Source organism: Pseudomonas sp. AU12215, from assembly GCF_001675465.2.
Lineage (GTDB): Bacteria > Pseudomonadota > Gammaproteobacteria > Pseudomonadales > Pseudomonadaceae > Pseudomonas > Pseudomonas nitroreducens.
The window spans coordinates 48,550-70,050 of sequence record NZ_MACM02000137.1 but is presented as its reverse complement, the minus strand read 5'-3'; the positions used below and the strand labels follow the sequence as shown (position 1 = coordinate 70,050).

Here is a 21,501-nt window from a genome sequence, read left to right as displayed (position 1 = left end):
GCTGACAACGGGCCAACGAAGACTTAGACCCATGGCCACGATCCACGTAGACGGCAAGACGTTAGAAGTCGACGGAGCGGACAACCTGTTGCAGGCCTGCCTCTCCCTCGGTCTCGACATCCCCTACTTCTGCTGGCACCCGGCGCTCGGAAGCGTCGGCGCATGCCGCCAGTGCGCGGTCAAGCAGTACACCGACGAGAACGACAAACGCGGTCGTCTCGTCATGTCCTGCATGACTCCCGCCACCGACAACACCTGGATTTCCATCGAGGACGAAGAGGCCAAGCAGTTCCGCGCCAGCGTCGTCGAATGGCTGATGACCAACCACCCGCACGACTGCCCGGTCTGCGAGGAAGGCGGTCACTGCCACCTGCAGGACATGACGGTGATGACCGGCCACAACCAGCGCCGGTACCGCTTCACCAAGCGCACCCACCAGAACCAGGAGCTCGGCCCGTTCATCGCCCACGAGATGAACCGCTGCATCGCCTGCTACCGCTGCGTCCGTTACTACAAGGACTACGCCGGCGGCACCGACCTGGGCGTCTACGGCGCGCACGACAACGTCTACTTCGGCCGGATCGAGGACGGTGTGCTGGAGAGCGAATTCTCCGGCAACCTGACCGAGGTCTGCCCGACCGGCGTGTTCACCGACAAGACCCACTCCGAGCGCTACAACCGCAAGTGGGACATGCAGTTCGCCCCGAGCATCTGCCATGGCTGCTCCAGCGGCTGCAACATCAGCCCCGGCGAGCGTTACGGTGAAATCCGCCGCATCGAGAACCGCTACAACGGCTCGGTGAACCACTACTTCCTCTGCGACCGCGGCCGCTTCGGCTACGGCTACGTCAACCGCGAAGACCGCCCACGCCAGCCGCAGCTGATGCTGAGCAAGCAGAAGCTCTCGCTGGATGGCGCCCTCGACCAGACCGCTGCCCTGCTCAAGGGCCGCAAGGTCATCGGTATCGGTTCGCCGCGTGCCAGCCTGGAAAGCAACTACGCCCTGGCCGAGCTGGTCGGCGCGCAGAACTTCTACAGCGGCATCTCCGCTGACGAACTGCAGCGTCTGCAACTCGTACTGAAGGTGATGCAGGACGGCCCGCTGCCGGTGCCGACCATCCGTGATATCGAAGACCACGACGCGGTGTTCGTGCTCGGCGAAGACCTGACCCAGACCGCTGCCCGTATCGCCCTGGCCCTGCGCCAGTCGGTGAAGGGCAAGGGCGAGGACATGGCCGCCGCGATGAAGATCCAGCCGTGGCTCGACGCCGCGGTGAAGACCATCGCCCAGCACGAGATGAACCCGCTGTTCATCGCCAGCCTGGATGAAACCCGCCTGGACGACGTTGCTGCCGAGTGCGTGCACGCCGCCACCGAAGACCTGGCTCGCCTGGGCTTCGCCGTCGCCCACGCCATCGACCCGAGCGCTCCGGCCGTTGCCGGCCTCGACGCCGAAGCCGCCGCCCTGGCCCAGCGCATCGCCGATGCCATGGTGGCCGCCAAGCGTCCGCTGGTCATCTCCGGCACCTCGCTGGGCAGCAACGCCCTGATCGAGGCCGCCGCCAACATCGCCAGCGCGCTGAAGAACCGCGAGAAGAACGGCTCGCTTAGCCTGGTCGTCCCGGAAGCCAACAGCCTGGGCCTGGCCCTTTTCGGCGGTGAGTCCGTCGAAGCCGCTCTCGAGCAACTGACCTCCGGCGGCGCCGATGCCGTGGTGATCCTGGAGAACGACCTGTACCGCCGCGCCGACGCCGCCGTTGTCGACGCCGCCCTGGCCGCTGCGAAGATCGTCGTGGTCGCCGACCACCAGCAGACCGCCACCAGCGCCAAGGCCACCGTCCTGCTGCCGGCCGCCAGCTTCGCCGAAGGCGATGGCACCCTGGTCAGCCAGGAAGGCCGCGCCCAGCGTTTCTTCCAGGTCTTTGACCCGACCTACTACAACGCCGACAACCTGGTCCGCGAAGGCTGGCGCTGGCTGCACGCCCTGCACAGCACCCTCGAAGGCAAGCGTGTCGACTGGACCCAGCTGGACCACGTGATCGACGCCGTCGTCGCCGCCAAGCCGCAACTGGCCGGCATCCGCGAAGCCGCGCCGAACGCCGCGTTCCGCATCAAGGGCCTGAAGCTGGCGCGCGAGCCGCACCGCTACTCCGGCCGTACCGCCATGCGCGCCAACATCAATGTCAGCGAGCCGCGTCAGCCGCAGGACATCGACTCCGCCTTCGCCTTCTCCATGGAAGGCTACGCCGGCAGCGCCGAACCGCGTCAGCAGATTCCCTTCGCCTGGTCCCCGGGCTGGAACTCCCCGCAGGCCTGGAACAAGTTCCAGGACGAAGTCGGCGGCCACCTGCGCGCCGGCGATCCGGGCGTGCGCCTGATCGAAGCCAAGGGCGAAGCCCTGTGGTTCAGCGAGATTCCTGCGCCATTCCACACCGCCGCCAGCCAGTTCAAGGTGGTGCCCTTCTATCACCTGTTCGGCAGCGAGGAGAATTCCGCCAAGGCCGCCCCGGTGCAGGAGCGCATCCCGCAGACCTACGTCACCCTGGCCAAGTCCGAGGCTGACCGTCTGGGCGTCAACGAAGGCGCGATCATCCGCCTGACCGTCAAGGGGCAGGAACTGCGCCTGCCGCTGCGCGTGAGCGAAGAGCTCGGCGCCGGCCTGGTCGCCCTGCCGATCGGTCTGCAAGGCATTCCCGCCGGTGTCATCGGCGCCGTCGCTGAAGGTCTGCAGGAGGCTGCCCAATGAGCTGGCTGACACCCGCCGTCGTCGACATCCTGATCGAGGTCATCAAGGCCATCGTCATCCTGCTCGCCGTGGTCGTCTGCGGCGCGCTGCTGAGCTGGGTCGAGCGTCGTCTGCTCGGCCTCTGGCAGGACCGCTACGGTCCGAACCGGGTCGGCCCCTTCGGTGCCTTCCAGCTCGGCGCCGACATGCTGAAGATGTTCTTCAAGGAAGACTGGACCCCGCCGTTCGCCGACAAGATGATCTTCACCCTCGCCCCCATGATCGCCATGGGTGCGCTGCTGGTCGCCTTCGTCGTCATCCCGATCACCCCGACCTGGGGTGTGGCGGACCTGAACATCGGCATCCTGTTCTTCTTCGCCATGGCTGGCCTGACCGTGTACGCGGTGCTGTTCGCCGGCTGGTCGAGCAACAACAAGTTCGCCCTCCTCGGCAGCCTGCGCGCCTCGGCCCAGACCATCTCCTACGAGGTGTTCCTGGCCCTGTCGCTGATGGGCATCGTGGCCCAGGTCGGCTCGTTCAGCCTGCGCGACATCGTCGATTACCAGGCCGAGCACATGTGGTTCATCATCCCGCAGTTCTTCGGTTTCATGACCTTCTTCGTCGCCGGCGTCGCCGTGACTCACCGTCACCCGTTCGACCAGCCCGAAGCCGAGCAGGAACTGGCCGACGGTTACCACATCGAGTACGCCGGCATGAAATGGGGCATGTTTTTCGTCGGCGAGTACATCGGCATCGTGCTGGTGTCCGCGCTGCTGGCGACCCTGTTCTTCGGCGGCTGGCACGGGCCCTTCGGCATCCTGCCGCAGATCCCGTTCATCTGGTTCGCCCTGAAAACCGGCTTCTTCATCATGATGTTCATCCTGCTGCGCGCATCCATTCCGCGCCCGCGCTATGACCAGGTGATGGCCTTCAGCTGGAAGTTCTGCCTCCCGCTGACTCTGATCAACCTGCTGGTGACCGGCGCTGTCGTGCTGGCGACCCAGTAAGGAGCAAGACAATGATCAAATACATTTTCGAAGTCGTGCATGGCACCTACACCCAGCTTCGCAGCCTGGTGATGATCTTCGGCCATGCCTTCCGCAAGCGTGACACCCTGCAATACCCGGAAGAAGCGGTATACCTGCCGCCGCGCTACCGCGGCCGCATCGTCCTTACCCGCGACCCCGATGGCGAGGAGCGCTGCGTAGCGTGCAACCTGTGCGCTGTGGCCTGCCCGGTCGGCTGCATCTCCCTGCAGAAGGCCGAGACCGACGACGGTCGCTGGTACCCCGAGTTCTTCCGCATCAACTTCTCCCGCTGCATCTTCTGCGGCCTGTGCGAAGAAGCCTGCCCGACCACCGCGATCCAGCTGACGCCGGATTTCGAAATGGGCGAGTTCAAGCGCCAGGATCTGGTCTACGAGAAGGAAGACCTGCTGATCTCCGGCCCCGGCAAGAACCCGGACTACAACTTCTACCGCGTTGCCGGCATGGCCATCGCCGGCAAGCCGAAAGGCGCCGCGCAGAACGAAGCCGAACCGATCAACGTCAAGAGCCTGCTGCCGTAAGGAGACGTCGCGTGGAATTCGCTTTCTACTTCGCCGCCGGCGTCGCCGTGCTGGCAACCTTCCGGGTCATCACCAACAGCAACCCGGTGCATGCCCTGCTTTACCTCGTGATCTCGCTGCTGGCCATTTCGATGACCTTCTTCAGCCTCGGCGCCCCGTTCGCCGGCGCCCTGGAAATCATCGTCTACGCCGGCGCGATCATGGTGCTGTTCGTCTTCGTGGTGATGATGCTCAACCTCGGCCCGGCTATCGCCGAGCAGGAGCGCAAGTGGCTCAAGCCTGGCGTCTGGATCGGCCCGGGCGCGCTGGCCGCAGTCCTGCTGGTCGAACTGCTGTGGATGCTCTCGCGCACCCCGAGCGGTGCCGGCATCGGTCACACCACCGTGGACGCCAAGGCCGTGGGCATCAGCCTGTTCGGCCCGTACCTGCTGGTCGTCGAACTGGCCTCGATGCTGCTGCTGGCGGCACTGGTCGCCGCCTACCACCTCGGCCGCCACGAAGCGAAGGACTAACACCATGAATACAATTCCTCTCGAACACGGACTGGCGCTCGCCGGTGTGCTGTTCTGCTTCGGCCTGGTGGGCCTGATGGTGCGACGCAACATCCTGTTCGTACTGATGAGCCTGGAAGTGATGATGAACGCCGCCGCGCTGGCCTTCGTGGTCGCCGGTAGCCGCTGGGCGCAGCCCGACGGCCAGGTGATGTTCATCCTGGTGCTCAGCCTGGCTGCGGCCGAGGCCAGCATCGGCCTGGCGATCCTGCTCCAGCTGTATCGCCGCTTCCATACCCTCGATATCGACGCTGCCAGCGAGATGCGCGGATGAACCTGCTGCCCCTTACTTTCCTGTTCCCCCTGGTCGGCTTCCTGCTGCTCTCGTTCTCCCGTGGCAAGTGGTCGGAAAATCTCTCGGCTCTGGTCGGTGTCGGCTCCGTGGGGCTCGCCGCCCTCTCCGCCTTCTGGGCGATCTGGAGCTTCCACAGCAACCCGCCCGAAGGTGGCGCCTACAGCCTGGTGCTGTGGCAATGGATGAGCGTTGGTGACTTCAAGACCAACTTCACCCTGTACCTGGACGGCCTGTCGGTCACCATGCTCGGCGTGGTCACCGGCGTCGGCTTCCTGATCCACCTGTTCGCCTCCTGGTACATGCGCGGTGAAACCGGTTACTCGCGTTTCTTCGCGTACACCAACCTGTTCATCGCCAGCATGCTGTTCCTGGTGCTGGGCGATAACCTGCTGTTCATGTACTTCGGCTGGGAAGGCGTGGGCCTGTGCTCCTACCTGCTGATCGGTTTCTATTACAACCACGTACCGAACGGCAACGCGGCACTCAAGGCCTTCATCGTGACCCGCGTGGGTGACGTGTTCTTCGCCATCGGCATGTTCATCCTGTTCCAGCACCTGGGCACGCTGAACATCCAGGAACTGCTGGTCCTGGCTCCGCAGCACTTCGCCAAGGGCGATCTGTGGATCAACCTGGCCACCCTGATGCTGCTCGGCGGCGCCGTCGGCAAATCCGCCCAGCTGCCGCTGCAGACCTGGCTGGCCGACGCGATGGCCGGCCCGACTCCGGTCTCCGCGCTGATCCACGCCGCCACCATGGTGACCGCGGGCGTCTACCTGATCGCCCGCTGCCACGGCCTGTTCGAGCTGGCTCCGAACGTACTGGAGCTGGTCGGCATCATCGGCGCCGTGACCCTGGTCCTGGCCGGCTTCGCCGCGCTGGTGCAGACCGACATCAAGCGCATCCTCGCCTACTCGACCATGAGCCAGATCGGCTACATGTTCCTGGCCCTGGGCGTGGGTGCCTGGGGTGGCGCGATCTTCCACCTGATGACCCACGCCTTCTTCAAGGCCCTGCTGTTCCTTGCCTCCGGTGCGGTGATCGTTGCCTGCCACCACGAGCAGAACATCTTCAAGATGGGTGGCCTGTGGAAGAAGTTGCCGCTGGCCTACGCGAGCTTCGTGGTCGGTGGTGCGGCACTGTCCGCCCTGCCCTTCCTGACCGCCGGCTTCTACTCCAAGGACGAGATCCTCTGGGAAGCCTTCGCCAGCGGCCACCAGAACCTGCTGATCGCAGGGCTCGTCGGCGCGTTCATGACTTCGCTGTACACCTTCCGCCTGATCTTCATCGCCTTCCACGGCGAAGCGAAGACCGAAGCGCACGCTGGCCATGGCATCAGCCACTGGCTGCCGCTGGGTGTCCTGATCGTGCTCTCCACCTTCATCGGCGCGCTGATCACTCCGCCGCTGGCCGGTGTCCTGCCGGAAAGCGCCGGTCACGCCGGTGGTGAAGCCAAGCACAGCCTGGAAATCGCCTCGGGCGCCATCGCCATCGCCGGTATCCTGCTGGCGGGCCTGCTGTTCCTCGGCAAGCGTCGCTTCGTCAGCGCCGTCGCCCAGAGCGCACCCGGCCGCTTCTTCGGCACCTGGTGGTACCACGCCTGGGGCTTCGACTGGCTGTACGACAAGCTGTTCGTGAAACCCTACCTGCTGATCTGCCGCCTGCTGGCCGCGGACCCGATCGACAAGACCCTGGTCCTGGTCCCGCTCACCGCCCGCGGTGGCAACAAACTCCTCAGCCTCACCGAGAACGGCCGCCTGCGTTGGTATGCCGCTTCCCTGGTGGGTGGCGCCGCGCTGCTCCTCGGCGCGCTGCTGCTGGCTTAATGAATTCACGAAAGAGATTGAGCCCGACATGATTCTGCCCTGGCTAATCCTGATCCCCTTCATCGGCGGCTTCCTTTGCTGGATCGCCGAGTACACCAGCAAGACCCTGCCTCGCTGGGTCGCCCTGGGATCGATGGTCCTCACCCTGGCCCTGAGCCTGTGGGTGTGGCACACCGGTGACTTCCAACTGGCCCCGGCGCCGGGTGGCGAGCCGCAATGGACCCTGCAGTTCCAGGTACCCTGGATCGAGCGCTTCGGCATCAGCGTGCACCTGGCAATGGACGGCCTGTCCCTGCTGATGGTCGCGCTGACCGGCCTGCTCGGCGTGCTGTCCGTCCTCTGCTCCTGGAACGAGATCCAGCGCCGCATCGGCTTCTTCCACCTGAACCTGCTGTGGATCCTGGGCGGTGTGATCGGCGTGTTCCTCGCCGTCGACCTGTTCCTGTTCTTCTTCTTCTGGGAAATGATGCTGGTGCCGATGTACTTCCTCATCGCGCTCTGGGGTCATAGTTCGGACGACGGCAAGAAGACCCGCATCTACGCCGCCACCAAGTTCTTCATCTTCACCCAGGCCAGTGGCCTGGTGATGCTGGTGGCGATCCTCGGCCTGGTGTTCGTGCACTACAACAGCACCGGCGTGCTGACCTTCAACTACGCCGACCTGCTGAAAACCCAGCTGCCGCCACACACCGAGTGGATCCTGATGCTCGGCTTCTTCGTCGCCTTCGCGGTGAAGATGCCGGTCGTGCCGGTGCACTCCTGGCTGCCGGACGCCCACGCCCAGGCACCGACCGCCGGTTCCGTGGACCTCGCCGGCATCCTGCTGAAGACCGCCGCCTACGGCCTGATCCGCTTTGCCCTGCCGCTGTTCCCCAACGCCTCGGCCGAGTTCGCCCCGATCGCCATGACCCTGGGCCTGATCGGCATCTTCTACGGCGCCTTCCTGTCGTTCGCGCAGACCGACATCAAGCGTCTGGTGGCCTACTCCTCCGTGTCGCACATGGGCTTCGTGATGATCGGCATCTACTCCGGCAGCCCCCAGGCGCTGCAGGGCGTAGTGGTGCAGATGATCGCCCACGGCCTCTCCGCTGCCGCGCTGTTCATCCTGTGCGGCCAGCTGTACGAGCGCCTGCACACCCGTGACATGCGCAAGATGGGCGGCCTGTGGTCGCGCATCCCGTACCTGCCGGCCGTGGCGCTGTTCTTCGCCACTGCCTCGCTGGGTCTGCCGGGTACCGGCAACTTCGTCGGCGAATTCCTGATCCTGCTGGGCAGCTTCAAGGTGGTTCCGGTGATCACCGTGATCGCCACCTTCGGCCTGGTGTTCGGCTCGGTCTACTCGCTGATCATGATCCACCGCGCGTACTTCGGCCCGTCCAAGTCCGACACCGCCATTGCCGGCCTGAACTTCCGCGAACTCTCCATGGTGCTCGGCCTGGCGGTGTTGCTGATCCTGCTCGGCGTTTACCCGCAGCCGGTTCTCGACACCTCCGCGGCCACCATGCACGGCGTCCAGCAGTGGCTGGGTGCCGCCCTTTCCACCCTGGCAGTACGGTGAGCGCGACATGACCTTCACGATTCAACACTTCATCGCGCTCCTGCCACTGCTCATCACCAGCGCCACCCTGGTGGTGGTGATGCTCGCCGTGGCCTGGAAGCGTAACCACTCGATGACCGCCACCCTCTCGGTGATCGGTCTGAACCTGGCGTTGCTGTCGATCTTCCCGGTGCTGAAAGTCACCCCGATCGAAGTCACCCCGCTGATGCTGGTGGACAACTTCGCCTGCTTCTACATGGCGCTGATCCTGGTCGCCGCCCTCGCCTGCACCACGCTCGCCCATGCGTACATGGAGAGCTTCCCGGGTAACCGCGAAGAGCTCTACCTACTCCTGCTGCTGTCCACCGCGGGCGGCCTGGTGCTGGTCAGCGCGCAGAACCTGGCCGGTCTGTTCATCGGCCTGGAGCTGCTGTCGGTGCCGGTCTACGGCATGGTGGCCTACGCCTTCTTCAACAAGCGCACCCTCGAAGCGGGCATCAAGTACACCGTACTGTCCGCCGCCGGCTCGGCTTTCCTGCTGTTCGGCATGGCCCTGCTCTATGCCGAGTCCGGCAGCCTGAGCTTCGCCGGTATCGGTGCGTCGCTGGCCGAGGGCACCAGCCATGGCCCGCTGCTGTCCATCGGCGTCGGCATGATGGTCGTCGGCCTGGGCTTCAAGCTGTCGCTCGCACCGTTCCACCTGTGGACCCCGGACGTCTACGAAGGCGCCCCGGCTCCGGTAGCGACCTTCCTCGCCACGGCCAGCAAGGTCGCCGTGTTCGCCGTGCTGCTGCGCCTGTTCCAGATCGCTCCGGCGGCCCTGAACAACGGCCTGCTGCATGACGCCATCGCGGTCATCGCGATTGCCTCGATCCTGATCGGCAACCTGCTGGCACTGACCCAGAGCAACATCAAGCGCCTGCTCGGCTACTCGTCCATCGCCCACTTCGGCTACCTGCTGATCGCCCTGGTGGCGAGCAAGGGCCTGGCCGTGGAAGCGGTTGGCGTGTACCTAACCACCTACGTCGTCACCACCCTGGGCGCCTTCGGCGTGGTCACCCTGATGTCCACCCCGTACAGCGGCCGCGACGCCGACGCGCTGTTCGAGTACCGCGGCCTGTTCTGGCGCCGCCCGGTGCTGACCGCGGTGATGACCGTGATGATGCTGTCCCTGGCCGGCATTCCGCTGACCGCCGGCTTCATCGGCAAGTTCTACATCGTCGCCACCGGCGTCGAGTCGCAGCACTGGTGGCTGGTCGGCTCGCTGGTACTGGGCAGCGCCATCGGCCTGTTCTACTACCTGCGCGTAATGGTGACCATGTTCCTGGTCGAGCCGAACATGAAGCGCCACGACGCGCCCCTGGACTGGGCCCAGCGCGCCGGCGGCATCATGCTGGTGGCCATCGCCCTGCTCGCCTTCTTCCTCGGCGTCTACCCGCAACCGCTGCTGGATATCCTCCAGCACAGCGGCCTGGTAGCCATCGCCGGCTGAGATCGACAGGCATGAAAAACCCCGCTTCGGCGGGGTTTTTTATTGGGCGCAATTCATGCGCGGTGCCTTTTTGTAGGAGCGAGGTTGCTCGCAAATACCCTCCGCTGCGAAGCCGGGTTCGCGAGCAAGCTCGCTCCTACAGTTCTGGCGCCCTACTCCGCGCCCTTGGTCACTTCACCTTCACGGCCGGTGAACAGGTCCCACGACGCCATGAACAGCGCCGCGATCAGCGGGCCGATGACGAAGCCGTTGAGGCCGAACAGCGACATGCCACCGAGGGTGGAGATCAGCACTACATAGTCGGGCATCTTGGTGTCCTTGCCGACCAGGATGGGGCGCAGGATGTTGTCCACCAGACCAATCACCACCACGCAGAACAGCGTCAGCACCACGCCTTGCCAGATCGCCCCGGTGAGCAGGAAGTAGGCGGCCACCGGCACCCAGATCAGCCCCGCGCCGATGGCTGGCAGCAGCGAGAGGAAGGCCATCAGCGTGCCCCAGAGCAGCGAGCCCTGGATACCGAGGAACCAGAAGATCAGGCCGCCCAATGCGCCCTGGGTCGCGGCAACGGCGATGTTGCCCTTCACCGTGGCGCGGATCACCGTGGTGAACTTGGTGAACAGGTGCTGCTTGTGCTCCGCGCTCAGCGGCATCGCCTGCTTGATCCGCCGCCCCAGCGCAGGCCCGTCGCGCAGCAGGAAGAACAGCAGGTAAAGCATGATGCCGAAGCTGATGACGAACTCGAAGGTGTTCTGGCCAATGCTGAACGCCTTGGTCGCCACCAGTTGGCTCGCCTGCATCGCGCCCGCGGAGAGTTTCTCCTGCAGGCTGGACAGGTCCGCCAGGTCGAAACGCTCCAGCAACTGGTGCCCCCAGCCAGGCAGCGCGGCAACCGCCTGCTGGTAATAGGTGATGAAGTTCAGATCCCCCGACTTCAACCGCTGGTAAACCATCGCCCCCTCCTGCACCAGCGCACCGGCAATGAAGGTCACCGGCAGGATCACGATGAGGAAGCACACGCCGAGGGAAATCAGCGCGGCGAGGTTGTTGCGTCCGTTGAGTTTCACCCGCAGGCGGCGCTGCAACGGGGCAAAGATGATCGCCAGAATGGTGCCCCAGAAGACGGCCCCGTAGAACGGCAGCAGGATCCAGCCGAAGGCGAGTGTCACCACCAGCAGCAGGGCGAGGAACGTCCGGTATTCCAGTTTCGAGTCGAGCATGAGCGGGTCCATGGGTGGGAAACCTGCTCATTAGTCAGCAGATGGCCTGCCGAGTGCAACTTTACCTGCGCATTTCCCCGTCCCAGGGCCTCACAGCACCATCGCCGCAACCCAGCCGAACGCCAGCAGCGGCAGGTTGTAATGCAGGAAGGTCGGCACCACGGTGTCCCAGATGTGGTTGTGCTGGCCGTCCACGTTCAGGCCGGAGGTCGGGCCAAGGGTGGAGTCCGATGCTGGCGAGCCCGCGTCACCCAGCGCTCCTGCGGTACCGACGATGCTGACGATGGCCAGCGGGCTGAAGCCCAGGTGCACCGCCAGCGGCACGAAGATCGCCGCGATGATCGGCACCGTAGAGAACGACGAGCCGATGCCCATGGTCACCAACAACCCCACCAGCAGCATCATGAAGGCGCCCAGCGCCTTGCTGCTGCCAATCCAGCCGGCGGCGCTGTCCACCAGGCTGGCGACCTGCCCGGTGGCCGTCATCACGGCGGCGAAGCCCTGGGCGGCAATCATGATGAAACCGATCATGGCCATCATCTTCATGCCTTCGGTGAACAGGTCGTCCGCCTCCTTCCAGCGCACCACGCCGGACAGCGAGAACACCAGGAAACCCACCAGCGCGCCGAGGATCATCGAGTCCAGCAGCAGCTGCACGGCGAAGGCTGCAGCGACTGCGACGCCGGCCACGGCGAGGCTCATCTTGCTGTAGGGCGTATCGACCCGCTCAGCCTGTTCGATGCGCTGCAGATCGTAATCACGCTTGCCCCGGTAGCTGAAGCACACCGCGATCAGCAGCCCGCAGACCATGCCCAGCGCCGGGATCAGCATGGCGTGGGTGACGTTGATGCCCTGCACGTCGACGCCCGCGCGCGCCACGTTGGCCAGCAGGATCTGGTTCAGGAAGATGCTGCCGAAACCCACCGGCAGGAACATGTAGGGCGTGATCAGGCCGAAGGTGATGACGCAGGCGATCAGCCGGCGGTCGATCTGCAGGCGCGTCAGGACGTAGAGCAGTGGCGGCACCAGCAGCGGAATAAAGGCGATGTGGATCGGCAGGATGTTCTGCGAGGCGATCGCCACCACCAGCAGCAGGGCAATCATCATCCACTTGAAGGCACTGGAACCGTTCGCCTCGTGCCGGCCGAGCATCGCCAGGGCGCGGTCGGCCAGGGCGTGCGCCATTCCGGAGCGCGCGATGGCCACGGCGAAGGCGCCGAGCATGGCGTAGGACAGCGCCACCGTCGCACCGGCACCCAGGCCCTCGTTGAACGCCTTGAGCGTGCCGTCCATGCCCAGGCCGCCGAGCAGACCACCTGCCACTGCACCGGCGATCAGCGCGACCACCACATGCACGCGACACAGGCTCAACACCAGCATCAGGCCAATGGCGATCAACACCGCATTCATTCCAGCACTCCTTCCAGGGCTCGCCGCGCCAGGGCGCGGGCAAAAGGCGCGCACTCTGCCAAACGCTCGCCGGGGTGTCAAAATTTCAGTCGAATCAAGACGTTTCCGAGTTCGCCTGGCAGGACTTTCACGCAGACGAGCACGCTTCTTGCCTGGCTTTTCGCCGCCCGTCGGCCAGGCACGCCAGAATCGCCTGTTTTCTGGCGTTTCGCCCCGTCGCGGGTCAAGAAGATGCGGGAAAGGCCGATATAGCTGGCATCCCGAGGCTTAGTTCAAACAAGGATTCCCCTCCATGCTTCTGCGCCGTCTTTCCATCCAGTGGAAGATCACCTTGCTTGCCGGGCTCTGCCTGCTCGGCGTCGTCTCGCTGCTGTCCGGGCTGTCCGTTTACCGCACCCAGCACAGCACCGCGCTGGTCAAGCAATCGAGCACGCAGATGCTCGACGAAGCAGCCAAGGCCCGCCTGCAATCGCGCGGTGAAGTCCAGGCCATGCGCATCCAGCGCTACATCATGGACGCCTATCAATATGGCAAGGGTTTCTCACGGCAGGTGCTGTTCCTGCGTGACCAGGCGCAGAAGCGCTTCCTCGACGCCTACGACCTGCGCGAGGACCTGACCCGCCAGGTGAAGACCGCGCTGGAAGGCAACCCGGAACTGCTCGGCCTCTACGTCGCCTTCGAACCCGACGCGCTGGATGGCAAGGACAAGCTGTTCGCCGGCCAGGGCGAACTGGGCAGCAATGATGCCGGTCGCTTCTCCATCTACTGGTCTCAGGCCACGCCGGGTCACCTCGAGTCCGAGGCCATGGCCGAATCGCTGCTCAACGACACCAGCCCCGGCCCGAGTGGCAGCGCCTACAACGCCTGGTTCACCTGTCCCAAGACCACCGGCCGACCTTGCGTGCTCGACCCCTACCTCGATGAAGTGGGCAAGAAGAAGATGCTCATGACCAGTATCGCCTTCCCCCTGGAACTGGACGGCAAGGTCATCGGCGTCATGGGCCTGGATATCAGCATGGAGAAGCTGCAGGAAATCGCCTTAGAAGGCAGCCGGGAACTCTATGATGGCCAGGGCCGCGTCAGCATCGTCAGCGCGGCCGGCCTGCTCGCCGGTCACAGCGCGGATGCCTCGAAGCTGAGCAAGAACCTCAAGGAGGTCTACCCCAACCAGGGCGCCGACCTGTTGCAAGCCATCGCCGCCAACCATGAGCAGGTGTTCCGCCACGACGACCAGTTGCGCGTAGTCGAGCCGTTGCAGCCGATTCCCGGCTCCAAACCCTGGGGCGTACTGCTGGAAGTCCCCCAGAACGTCCTGCTGGGCCCGGCCATCGAACTGCAGAACGAGTTGGATAACCAGCGTGTGCAGGGCACCGTCTCGCAGCTGGGCTTCGGCCTGATCGCCGTGCTGATCGGCCTGTTCGCCATGTGGCTCACCGCCCGCGGTGTGACCCGGCCGATCCTCGGTGTGGCCGCCATGTTGCGCAACATCGCCAGCGGCGAAGGCGACCTGACCAAGCGCCTGGACTACGCCGGCARGGATGAACTGGGCGAGCTGGCCGGCTGGTTCAACCGCTTCCTCGACAAGCTGCAGCCGATCATCCGCGACGTGAAATCCTCGGTGCACGACGCCCGCGCCACCGCCGACCAGTCCTCGGAAATCGCCAGCCAGACCAGTGCCGGCATGCAGCAGCAGTTCCGCGAAGTCGACCAGGTTGCCACTGCTTCGCARGAGATGAGCGCCACCGCCCACGACGTCGCCAACAGCGCCGCCATGGCCGCCGATGCCGCCCGTGGCGCCGACGGYGCGACCCGCGACGGCCTCAACGTGATCGACAACACCACCCGCCTGATCGACGAACTGGCCAGCGACATGAGCAGYGCCATGAGCCAGGTGGAAGGCTTGGCGGCGAGCAGCGAGCAGATCGGCTCGGTGCTGGAAGTGATYCGCGGCATCGCCGAGCAGACCAACCTGCTGGCGCTCAACGCCGCCATCGAAGCGGCTCGCGCCGGTGAAGCCGGGCGCGGCTTCGCGGTGGTCGCCGACGAGGTGCGCAACCTCGCCAAGCGCACCCAGGATTCGGTGGAGGAAATCCGCCAGGTCATCGAGGGCCTGCAGAACGGTACCCGCGACGTGGTYGGCGCCATGAGCAACAGCCACCGSCAGGCCCAGGACAGCGTGTCCCAGGTCGARCAGGCCGTGGCCGCGCTCAAGCGTATCGGCGATGCCGTCAGCGTGATCACCGACATGAACCTGCAGATCGCCAGCGCCGCCGAGGAACAGAGCGCGGTGGCCGAGGAGATCAATCGCAACGTGGCGGGGATTCGCGACGTGACCGAATCGCTGTCCAGCCAGGCGCAGGAATCGGCGCAGGTGAGCCAGTCGCTGAACAAGCTGGCGAATCATCAGCAGGGGTTGATGGATCAGTTCAGGGTCTGAGGTTTTACACCGGCGCGTGGGCTTCCCCCTCACCCCAGCCCTCTCCCAGCGGGAGAGGGGGCAGTCCGCACGCGCCTGTACGTTCGCCGCTCTTTGTAGCGCCGCGCGAAATTCGCGAGCCTGATGCGCGATAAATCGAGCGCAGCGCTCATTTCATTGGTGGAAAAGGAATTTCAAAATCGCCAGCTGGACAGCGCCGCCTGACTACCACATTGGGCTTCAGTAACGTGCAGCCTCATAAAGGCGAACATTGCCCCAAGTAAACGAACCTGTCCCGTACTTGGTGTTGTCGAAAGACAGCAAGATCTGCTTGGACCCGTAGGGGAACACCATCGGATGCGGCTGGGTATCTACGCCGCCGCTGAAGGCGGCGCCCAGGGCGCCACGGTAGGTCATTGTGGCGGCATCGTATATCCGCGACGAGTTACCCGACCCCGCCGGCCCGCCAGCCATCACCCAGAACTGGTTGTTGTTCCAAAGCAGCTTGGTGCCTTCCCATCCGGTGTTTGCGCTATCTGCGCCGATCAACGTGAAGGATGACCAGTCCGTCGTGGAGCACAGCGCGGCGTAGAACGGGCTGCCGCTGAAACTGGTGTTGGTCACCAGGGCATAGGCAATCAGCCAGCGGCTGTTGGCCGCGTCGTAGGCTGCCATGGCGTCGTAGGCCCCAGGCTTCACACCCGTCTGCCCAGGCAAGGTGATCTGCGCAGCCGTCGTGACCAGGTTCGTCCCGGCGAGAATGTCACCGCTGGTCAGCAGCGCGTGCAGGGTCTGTAGGGTCGAGTTGAACCCGTTGCCCCAGGTGCCGAGCAGCAGGCGCCGGTTTCCTCCAGGATAGCGGATGATGTGGCCAGCGTGGTCGTTGTAAATCTTGCCGTCGCGCTGGACCATAATTGCCGATTTCTGCGCGATGGCCTTGCTGGTGAGGTTGAGCTCGAAGACGCCGAAGTAGCTCCCGAGAGGATCAGTGCCTCGCGCGTCGGCGCACGTTGCGGTGAACAGCACCACGTCAGAAGCTTGGTAGTACGGGGTCCCATCTTCGTTGGTCACCAGCGTGATGTCGCGCAAGCCCACCGCGCCAAAGCGACCGGCCTTGAAGTTGGAGACCTCCCAGACCGAGTTGCCTGCGCCGTTGGCTGCCGTGAATCCGGGCTTCCATCCGGTGAGGTTTCCGATTGTCCGGAAATCGTAGTTGCTGACGATGTTGATGCTGGCCTTGTTTACCCAGCCAGAGCCGGTGTCGATGAAGATGCACACCGACGTTCCGACCAGCGACATACCGAGCTTGAAGGACGCCGGAATCGTCATCGACGTGCTGGTCACGAAAGAGTTGGTGCCGCCGATCTTGACCTGTGTCCGGATGATGCTGTTGAGGCGATCGACGCCGCAACTGACGAAGTTGTTGCCGTCCTTCACGATGCCGACGGTAACCCCGTCGTAGGACGTCCCCATCGTGACCGAGTTGAACTGCGCCTCGACCCACACCTGAGGGATCGACAAGATGATGTCCGCCCGCGTCACCAGATCGTTCTGGGCCCCGGTGTGCGTGATCGTCATCTTTCCGCCAGAGACGGAGGTGGTGCCCGGCGCGCTCTCGGTGTACTTGGTGAACTGGCCAGTGTCGGCCGTGAAGTTCTCAGTCATGTCTACCAGCGCCGCCGGCAGCATGTCGGTGTAGTCGATGTTGTTGGTCTGGGTGAACGCAAGTCCGATCGGCGTCAGCTCGCTGTTCGGGTCGATGCCGAACCTGGTGTTCTGCGAAGTGGACAGCGTGCCGAGCTGGGTCGAGTTGAGCACGGACGGCCAGATGATGACCTCGCCGAAATATGCGGCCGGGCTGTTGCCGAAGCCTATCCAGGCCGTTGGACTGGCAGTACGGTCGCCTGTGGCCAGCGTGCCGGCGGTCCCGGTCAGCCCATCCAGGTAGAGAGCGACAGCTCCCGTGCTGCTGACCCTGGTGCACACGCCGGTGTGCGGCTTCAGACGGATATCCTTGGCGGTGGAAAGCGAATTGTCCGTGCCGCCCGAGAGACCTTCGCCGAGGCAGAGCTTATTGCCGTAGTTGCCGAAAGAGAAGTCGTTGACCACGCCGCTGGCTTCGCTGAACAGGAAGCCGTTCATGGTGTACCAGGAGCTGGCCGTGCCGCCGGCGTTACTCTGGGCGGTGTTGAACACCACGTCCGCCGTCCAGTCGAGCCGCATGGCACCAGTGTTGTCGAATTGCAGGCCGTTGCCGCCGGTGAAGAATAGGGCCGGCGCGGAGCCAATCTTGTCGATCACGCCGGCATTGACGATGCGCGGACGCCGAGCAGCAGTGCCGACGTCCGTGGCATCCTTGGCCGAGCCGCTCTGATCGTACCAGGTCTTGACAACAGCACTCCCTGAGCCGGCGAAGCTCAGCAATGTCGCCGTGTCCAGCTCGCCGCCGCTGGTGAAGCCAATGTCCATCTCGGTCGAGTCCGAGCTGCGCACCACCCGGATCGCGGCGCCGGCATAGGCCGACCGCAGCTTGCGAAGCCCATAGGCACGCACTGCACCCGGAATAGTGTCGAGAATGAAGGAAACCGGCGGTGCTGACCCGCCGTAAATGAACGGGTTGACCATCATGCTCATGGCTTGTACCCGATAAGAGCTACCTTCAGGCCTTTCGCGGTACCGTCTCCAATCTGGTCGATGTCGATGCTGATTTCTGCATCGTCAGCCAACGTAGCATCAGAGATAACCGCGCCGATGGCAGCGGTGGTCGAAGACTTCTCAAGGTTGTCTATCGTCAACTTGGTACTGAGGATGGACGCGCCTCCCTCGTTGATATCGACGGTCAGAACTGGTCCGCTAATCTGAGCCGCCGTGAGGGAGGCTCTGACGCCAGTCAACACGAACGGATAGGGGATCCGAAAAGTCACCTTGGCTGCACCAGCAGTGAGCGCAGTGAATTCGTCTGAACAAGCAATCACAATTGACTGAGCGCTGCTACTGCCGCCCGAGCCTGGATACACTCCCCAGATGCCGCTTCTGAAGCGGACCAGAACATCCTCTCCCTCGACGTCTGCACGCCAGCCGCTACGCGGTACAGCGAACTGCCAGGCGCTTCCATCCCACAACGCCACATGGGTGTCATGCCCTGCCCAGCCACCCGTAGCGCCAGTGGCCACGATATGGGTATCGCCAGCGGTGGGCGATGCCGGTGGCACGGTCAGATTGCGATTCTTGACCGACAGGTGCACGCCAAACCGGCCCAGCTTCAGCAGGTTCGCATCCATGCCGTCTTTCCAGCCGCTTTCGCCCAGTGCCCAGCCATACAGGAGCCCGAAGCGGATTTCAGTAGATGCCGCCATTACGCAGCCCCTCCATACAGTTCGCCATAGTTGAGGCCATACCCCGAGCGGAGCACGGTGATGTCGTGGTGTTGCCAGCTGACCAGCCCATCGCGCTCGGACTCCAGCTCGAAGCGCAGCTGGCCATTCAGGCGGGATACCCCGCCATCGGAAATCTCGTCCGCGGTGACGTAGGTGTAGGACGTCCCAGTCAGGCCGGTCACCGTGCGGACCAGGACGTTCGCCTCGCTGTAGATCCGCAGGTTGTAGGTGGTGCCCGCTTCCGGTCCGATGCCACCCATGGTGGTGTCGATCAGCTTGTCGGCCTGCATCAGACGGTCACGGTCCACCCAACTGATCGTTGCCTCACCGGAGATCGAGGACGGATACGCCTGACCGTTGACCTTCACCTGGCCGGGCGGGTATGGCCGGTGCTGGCGCTGATCCATCACCAGGGACAGCAGCGCGGCATCCGCCAGCAGCTGCTCGTCGCTGCCAGTCCTGGTCAGCAGTTTCGCCGTGACCGACTCGCCGTCGACATACTCGCGGCCGTCGCTCGCACCCCAGTCGCCGCAGAAGTAGATGCGGGTACCGGCAGCGGGCTTCGTCGGCACTGTGTCCGCACATCCACGGCCCAGGCTGATGGTGCCGGCATCGAGGTCGAGCGCGTCCACCCGCACGATCTCGGAGCCCCACAGTGCCCAGGTGCCGATCTCAACGTTCTGCAAGCCTTCGCCATCGCTGAAGGTGAAAGCGCTCCCCAGGAAGCCGGCCGCCTCATTGATCACAGCCGTCGGACACCAGTCACCGGTCCCGTTGTCGGCCAGGTCCTCGCCGGCGCCGGCGCTGTAGATCGAATAGTTGATGCCGCCGTCGGCCTGGGTGGCAACCGTCACCAGGCCGCCAGCATCGACCGGGAAGGCCGCCAGGTCAGCAGCCGACATGCGCGCCACCAGCTCGACATAGGGCGCTTCCAACAGGAACTGGTACGGCGAGCCAACTGGCTTGGGGTCGGTCGGCACGGCACCGCCAGGCTGGCCTGACACGTACACAGTGTCCGGGAACGCGAACACGTCCTGGACCGCCTTGATGCGGCAGCGGCCATCGGTATGGGTTCCGGTATCGATGTCGCCGAGGATGCACACCATGTCCGCGATCCCTTCCTCGGGTACCTGCAGGCGGAAATAAGTGCCGGGGCGGATGCGCCAAGGCTTGCGGTTGGTGGTCAGGTTGAAGCGGCTGAGCGGCGACTTGGCCAGCAGATCGCGGGCGGCGGTGCGCAGCGCCAACGACTCGACGGCAATCTCGGGATACTTCTTGGTCTCGGGGATGACTCCACCGGCGGCCATGATCCGACCGAGGCTCTTGACCGGTGGCGTGCTGCGATCCTGTTTCGCTTCCGGGTCGAACCACTCCACGGTGACCTGGTTAACCGACTCGCCGATCACCGCCGGCTCCTGGGAGAACTCCAGGATGTCGTCCGAGCTGATGATCGGCAGGCTCTCCAGGTCGTAGTCACCGCGCACCAGGTCGATGTAGTACTGGCCATCGACCCTGGATTGGGTCATCGAGCAGCCAGCCACATCGCAGATGCGCTGCTGGAACTGCTCGATGTCTTCCTGGCCTGGGTCGTACATGGTGCAGAGGCCAAGTCCTTCCAGGACGAAGCGATCGGCCGCCGCGCGGAAGCTGGCCTCGTTGATCAGGCCCGTGGGCTCACCCTGCATGTCCTTGGCGGTGACGCTGTCATAGAGGATGTGCGCGGGATTCATACCGAGCAGAGCAGAGATGCCTTGAAGGCGCCAATCGAACCAGAACCAGTTGCCCGCGCCCGAGTGACGATCCCAGCCACAGACCGCAATGTGGTTCTCGCCGATGACGAAGGCACTGGTCGGGATCGCGACGTCGTAGTAGCGCCCATTGGTGTCGCCGACCTGCAGGACCTGTACGCCATTCACATAAAGGATGCAGTCGTTGTCGACGAAGGCCTGGAAGCGGATCTCGGCCGGCATCGCCTCGAAGGGAAAACTGGCGCGCATCCAGACCTTCTTGGCCTGGGGCACTACGGTCGCCGGCACGCTGGCGAAGTCATGACGACCGGGGTTGTCCGGCTCGATGTCGATCGGGAACTCTTTGTCACCGAAGGGAGGCCGCCCGATCGCCCAGCTGCTGTCGTCGAAGCTGGGCGAGGAGCGATTCACGGTGTCGGTGTTCGGCACGGCCAGCCAGCGCCAGTCCTGATCGGCTGCGGAGAACACCTTCAGCTCGATCGCGGCCTTCTCCGGGTACCAGGGCGTGTCGTTGTCCCAGCCCTTCAGGATGCGCCGGATCTTGAAGGCGAGCGGCTTCGGGTACGGGTTCATTGCCCCATAGCGGCCGCCGCGCCACACAGCGGTCACCTTGCCCCGGTAGGCCGGGCCTGGGCCCAGCTTGGCCTCCAGGTAGTCGTTGGGAGCCTGGTCCGGCTCGCCGAACATCAGATCGAGGTCACCGTCCAGCCCGCCCTCGCTCTTCTTGCCGCCCCAGAGGTTGGCGGCGTTGACGCGAATACGACCGCTGCTGGTCAGCAGCCCCTGCCAAGCCGTGCGATCGCCGCCACGCAGTTCCAGGAAGGCATCGATCGGACCCTTGGTCAGGCCGTAATGGCAGAGCAGCCGATACCAGTAGCCGACGGTCTGTTTGCTGCCGCCGCTGCTCATTGACCGCCCTCACACTGACGAGCCCACTCGACCAGCGCAACCGCGAGGGCATCGCCGGTATCCAGCAGCTGCTGCGCGTCGATGCCCTGGTGGCGAAACGCAGCCCAGTCGAGGCCGTGCGCGGCGAAGAACTCGCGGGACTTGCCAGCACAAAAGCCAGGCTTGCGGCCATATCCTGGAATGCTCCGCAGATGCTCGAGCGTGACGATCACTTCTTACCCCCTTTGCTCTTGATGGGATCGGTGCCGATCTTCTTGAAGCCGAGCATCTGCGCGTCGTCGATCCAGACGGTGCCGTAGACCTTGCGCAGCTTGCGGCCCTCCTCGGCGGTGGGCGTGGTGACTTCCTGCGGCTTTGGCTTGGCCGGCTTGGGGCGCGTCGCGTAGCTGATGAGCGCGGAGACGACCAGGATTGCGATCTGTACCCACATC

The 21,501-nt window shown here is 64.4% G+C and carries 16 protein-coding genes; 9 read left to right on the top strand and 7 right to left on the bottom strand.

What is annotated here, in order from left to right:
- Window positions 1-31 precede the first annotated feature (31 nt).
- Genes nuoG through nuoN form a run of 8 tightly spaced genes read left to right on the top strand, consistent with a single transcriptional unit; the run spans window position 32 to window position 9,990 of the window.
- The gene (nuoG, locus tag A9513_RS18040; RefSeq protein ID WP_065085187.1) at window positions 32-2,746 is read left to right on the top strand and encodes an NADH-quinone oxidoreductase subunit NuoG; all 2,715 of its coding nucleotides are present in this window, start codon (window positions 32-34) and stop codon (window positions 2,744-2,746) included.
- Entirely contained in the window at window positions 2,743-3,732 is a 990-nt protein-coding gene (nuoH, locus tag A9513_RS18035) for an NADH-quinone oxidoreductase subunit NuoH (protein WP_024765124.1), read from the top strand. Before nuoG ends, nuoH begins: the two co-directional genes overlap by 4 nt.
- A gap of 11 nt (window positions 3,733-3,743) precedes the next feature.
- Window positions 3,744-4,292, top strand: coding sequence for an NADH-quinone oxidoreductase subunit NuoI (gene nuoI / locus A9513_RS18030; RefSeq protein WP_024765123.1), 549 nt, complete (start codon window positions 3,744-3,746; stop codon window positions 4,290-4,292).
- Window positions 4,293-4,303: 11 nt separating this feature from the next.
- Entirely contained in the window at window positions 4,304-4,804 is a 501-nt protein-coding gene (nuoJ, locus tag A9513_RS18025; RefSeq protein ID WP_024765122.1) for an NADH-quinone oxidoreductase subunit J, read from the top strand.
- 4 nt (window positions 4,805-4,808) lie between these two features.
- Window positions 4,809-5,117, top strand: a complete 309-nt coding sequence (gene nuoK, locus A9513_RS18020) for an NADH-quinone oxidoreductase subunit NuoK (RefSeq protein WP_024765121.1) — start codon at window positions 4,809-4,811, stop codon at window positions 5,115-5,117.
- On the top strand, window positions 5,114-6,961 hold the full coding sequence (nuoL, locus tag A9513_RS18015) for an NADH-quinone oxidoreductase subunit L (protein WP_054909447.1): 1,848 nt from the start codon (window positions 5,114-5,116) through the stop codon (window positions 6,959-6,961). Before nuoK ends, nuoL begins: the two co-directional genes overlap by 4 nt.
- 28 nt (window positions 6,962-6,989) lie before the next feature.
- The gene (nuoM, locus tag A9513_RS18010) at window positions 6,990-8,519 is read left to right on the top strand and encodes an NADH-quinone oxidoreductase subunit M (RefSeq protein ID WP_037012466.1); all 1,530 of its coding nucleotides are present in this window, start codon (window positions 6,990-6,992) and stop codon (window positions 8,517-8,519) included.
- A gap of 7 nt (window positions 8,520-8,526) precedes the next feature.
- The gene (nuoN, locus tag A9513_RS18005) at window positions 8,527-9,990 is read left to right on the top strand and encodes an NADH-quinone oxidoreductase subunit NuoN (protein WP_024765119.1); all 1,464 of its coding nucleotides are present in this window, start codon (window positions 8,527-8,529) and stop codon (window positions 9,988-9,990) included.
- A gap of 152 nt (window positions 9,991-10,142) precedes the next feature.
- On the opposite strand, the gene A9513_RS18000 is transcribed toward nuoN, so the two are convergent.
- Together A9513_RS18000 and A9513_RS17995 are read right to left on the bottom strand one after the other, a co-directional pair.
- Window positions 10,143-11,210 carry an AI-2E family transporter gene (locus A9513_RS18000; protein ID WP_065085300.1) on the bottom strand — a complete coding sequence of 356 codons (1,068 nt, stop codon included), beginning with the start codon at window positions 11,208-11,210 and terminating at the stop codon, window positions 10,143-10,145.
- A gap of 90 nt (window positions 11,211-11,300) precedes the next feature.
- Window positions 11,301-12,620 (bottom strand): Na+/H+ antiporter family protein, encoded by a 1,320-nt coding sequence (locus A9513_RS17995; protein WP_065085186.1) that lies wholly within the window; start codon window positions 12,618-12,620, stop codon window positions 11,301-11,303.
- 292 nt (window positions 12,621-12,912) lie between these two features.
- On the opposite strand from A9513_RS17995, the gene A9513_RS17990 reads away from it, so the two are divergent.
- Window positions 12,913-15,057 (top strand): methyl-accepting chemotaxis protein, encoded by a 2,145-nt coding sequence (locus A9513_RS17990; RefSeq protein ID WP_065085185.1) that lies wholly within the window; start codon window positions 12,913-12,915, stop codon window positions 15,055-15,057.
- 219 nt (window positions 15,058-15,276) lie between these two features.
- Here A9513_RS17990 and A9513_RS17985 read toward each other — a convergent pair whose 3' ends face one another.
- From A9513_RS17985 to A9513_RS17965, 5 genes are read right to left on the bottom strand one after another with little or no spacing between them, the layout of a single operon-like run.
- Entirely contained in the window at window positions 15,277-17,670 is a 2,394-nt protein-coding gene (locus A9513_RS17985) for an arabinofuranosidase catalytic domain-containing protein (protein ID WP_141678456.1), read from the bottom strand.
- Entirely contained in the window at window positions 17,667-18,392 is a 726-nt protein-coding gene (locus A9513_RS17980) for a DUF2793 domain-containing protein (protein WP_065085183.1), read from the bottom strand. The genes A9513_RS17985 and A9513_RS17980 overlap by 4 nt, the downstream gene beginning before the upstream one ends.
- On the bottom strand, window positions 18,392-21,070 hold the full coding sequence (locus A9513_RS17975) for a hypothetical protein (RefSeq protein ID WP_065085182.1): 2,679 nt from the start codon (window positions 21,068-21,070) through the stop codon (window positions 18,392-18,394). Before A9513_RS17975 ends, A9513_RS17980 begins: the two co-directional genes overlap by 1 nt.
- Window positions 21,067-21,282 (bottom strand): hypothetical protein, encoded by a 216-nt coding sequence (locus tag A9513_RS17970; protein WP_065085181.1) that lies wholly within the window; start codon window positions 21,280-21,282, stop codon window positions 21,067-21,069. Before A9513_RS17970 ends, A9513_RS17975 begins: the two co-directional genes overlap by 4 nt.
- On the bottom strand, window positions 21,279-21,500 hold the full coding sequence (locus tag A9513_RS17965; RefSeq protein ID WP_065085180.1) for a hypothetical protein: 222 nt from the start codon (window positions 21,498-21,500) through the stop codon (window positions 21,279-21,281). The genes A9513_RS17970 and A9513_RS17965 overlap by 4 nt, the downstream gene beginning before the upstream one ends.
- Between the last annotated feature and the right edge of the window lies 1 nt (window position 21,501).

Excerpts from the sequence above, each read along its gene's own strand:
- nuoG (WP_065085187.1), top strand. The coding sequence starts at position 32 with ATGGCCACGATCCACGTAGACGGCAAGACGTTAGAAGTCGACGGAGCG.
- nuoH (WP_024765124.1), top strand. The coding sequence starts at position 2,743 with ATGAGCTGGCTGACACCCGCCGTCGTCGACATCCTGATCGAGGTCATC.
- nuoI (WP_024765123.1), top strand. The coding sequence starts at position 3,744 with ATGATCAAATACATTTTCGAAGTCGTGCATGGCACCTACACCCAGCTT.
- nuoK (WP_024765121.1), top strand. The coding sequence starts at position 4,809 with ATGAATACAATTCCTCTCGAACACGGACTGGCGCTCGCCGGTGTGCTG.
- nuoL (WP_054909447.1), top strand. The coding sequence starts at position 5,114 with ATGAACCTGCTGCCCCTTACTTTCCTGTTCCCCCTGGTCGGCTTCCTG.
- nuoM (WP_037012466.1), top strand. The coding sequence starts at position 6,990 with ATGATTCTGCCCTGGCTAATCCTGATCCCCTTCATCGGCGGCTTCCTT.
- nuoN (WP_024765119.1), top strand. The coding sequence starts at position 8,527 with ATGACCTTCACGATTCAACACTTCATCGCGCTCCTGCCACTGCTCATC.
- A9513_RS18000 (WP_065085300.1), bottom strand. The coding sequence starts at position 11,210 with ATGCTCGACTCGAAACTGGAATACCGGACGTTCCTCGCCCTGCTGCTG.
- A9513_RS17995 (WP_065085186.1), bottom strand. The coding sequence starts at position 12,620 with ATGAATGCGGTGTTGATCGCCATTGGCCTGATGCTGGTGTTGAGCCTG.
- A9513_RS17985 (WP_141678456.1), bottom strand. The coding sequence starts at position 17,670 with ATGAGCATGATGGTCAACCCGTTCATTTACGGCGGGTCAGCACCGCCG.
- A9513_RS17980 (WP_065085183.1), bottom strand. The coding sequence starts at position 18,392 with ATGGCGGCATCTACTGAAATCCGCTTCGGGCTCCTGTATGGCTGGGCA.
- A9513_RS17975 (WP_065085182.1), bottom strand. The coding sequence starts at position 21,070 with ATGAGCAGCGGCGGCAGCAAACAGACCGTCGGCTACTGGTATCGGCTG.
- A9513_RS17965 (WP_065085180.1), bottom strand. The coding sequence starts at position 21,500 with ATGTGGGTACAGATCGCAATCCTGGTCGTCTCCGCGCTCATCAGCTAC.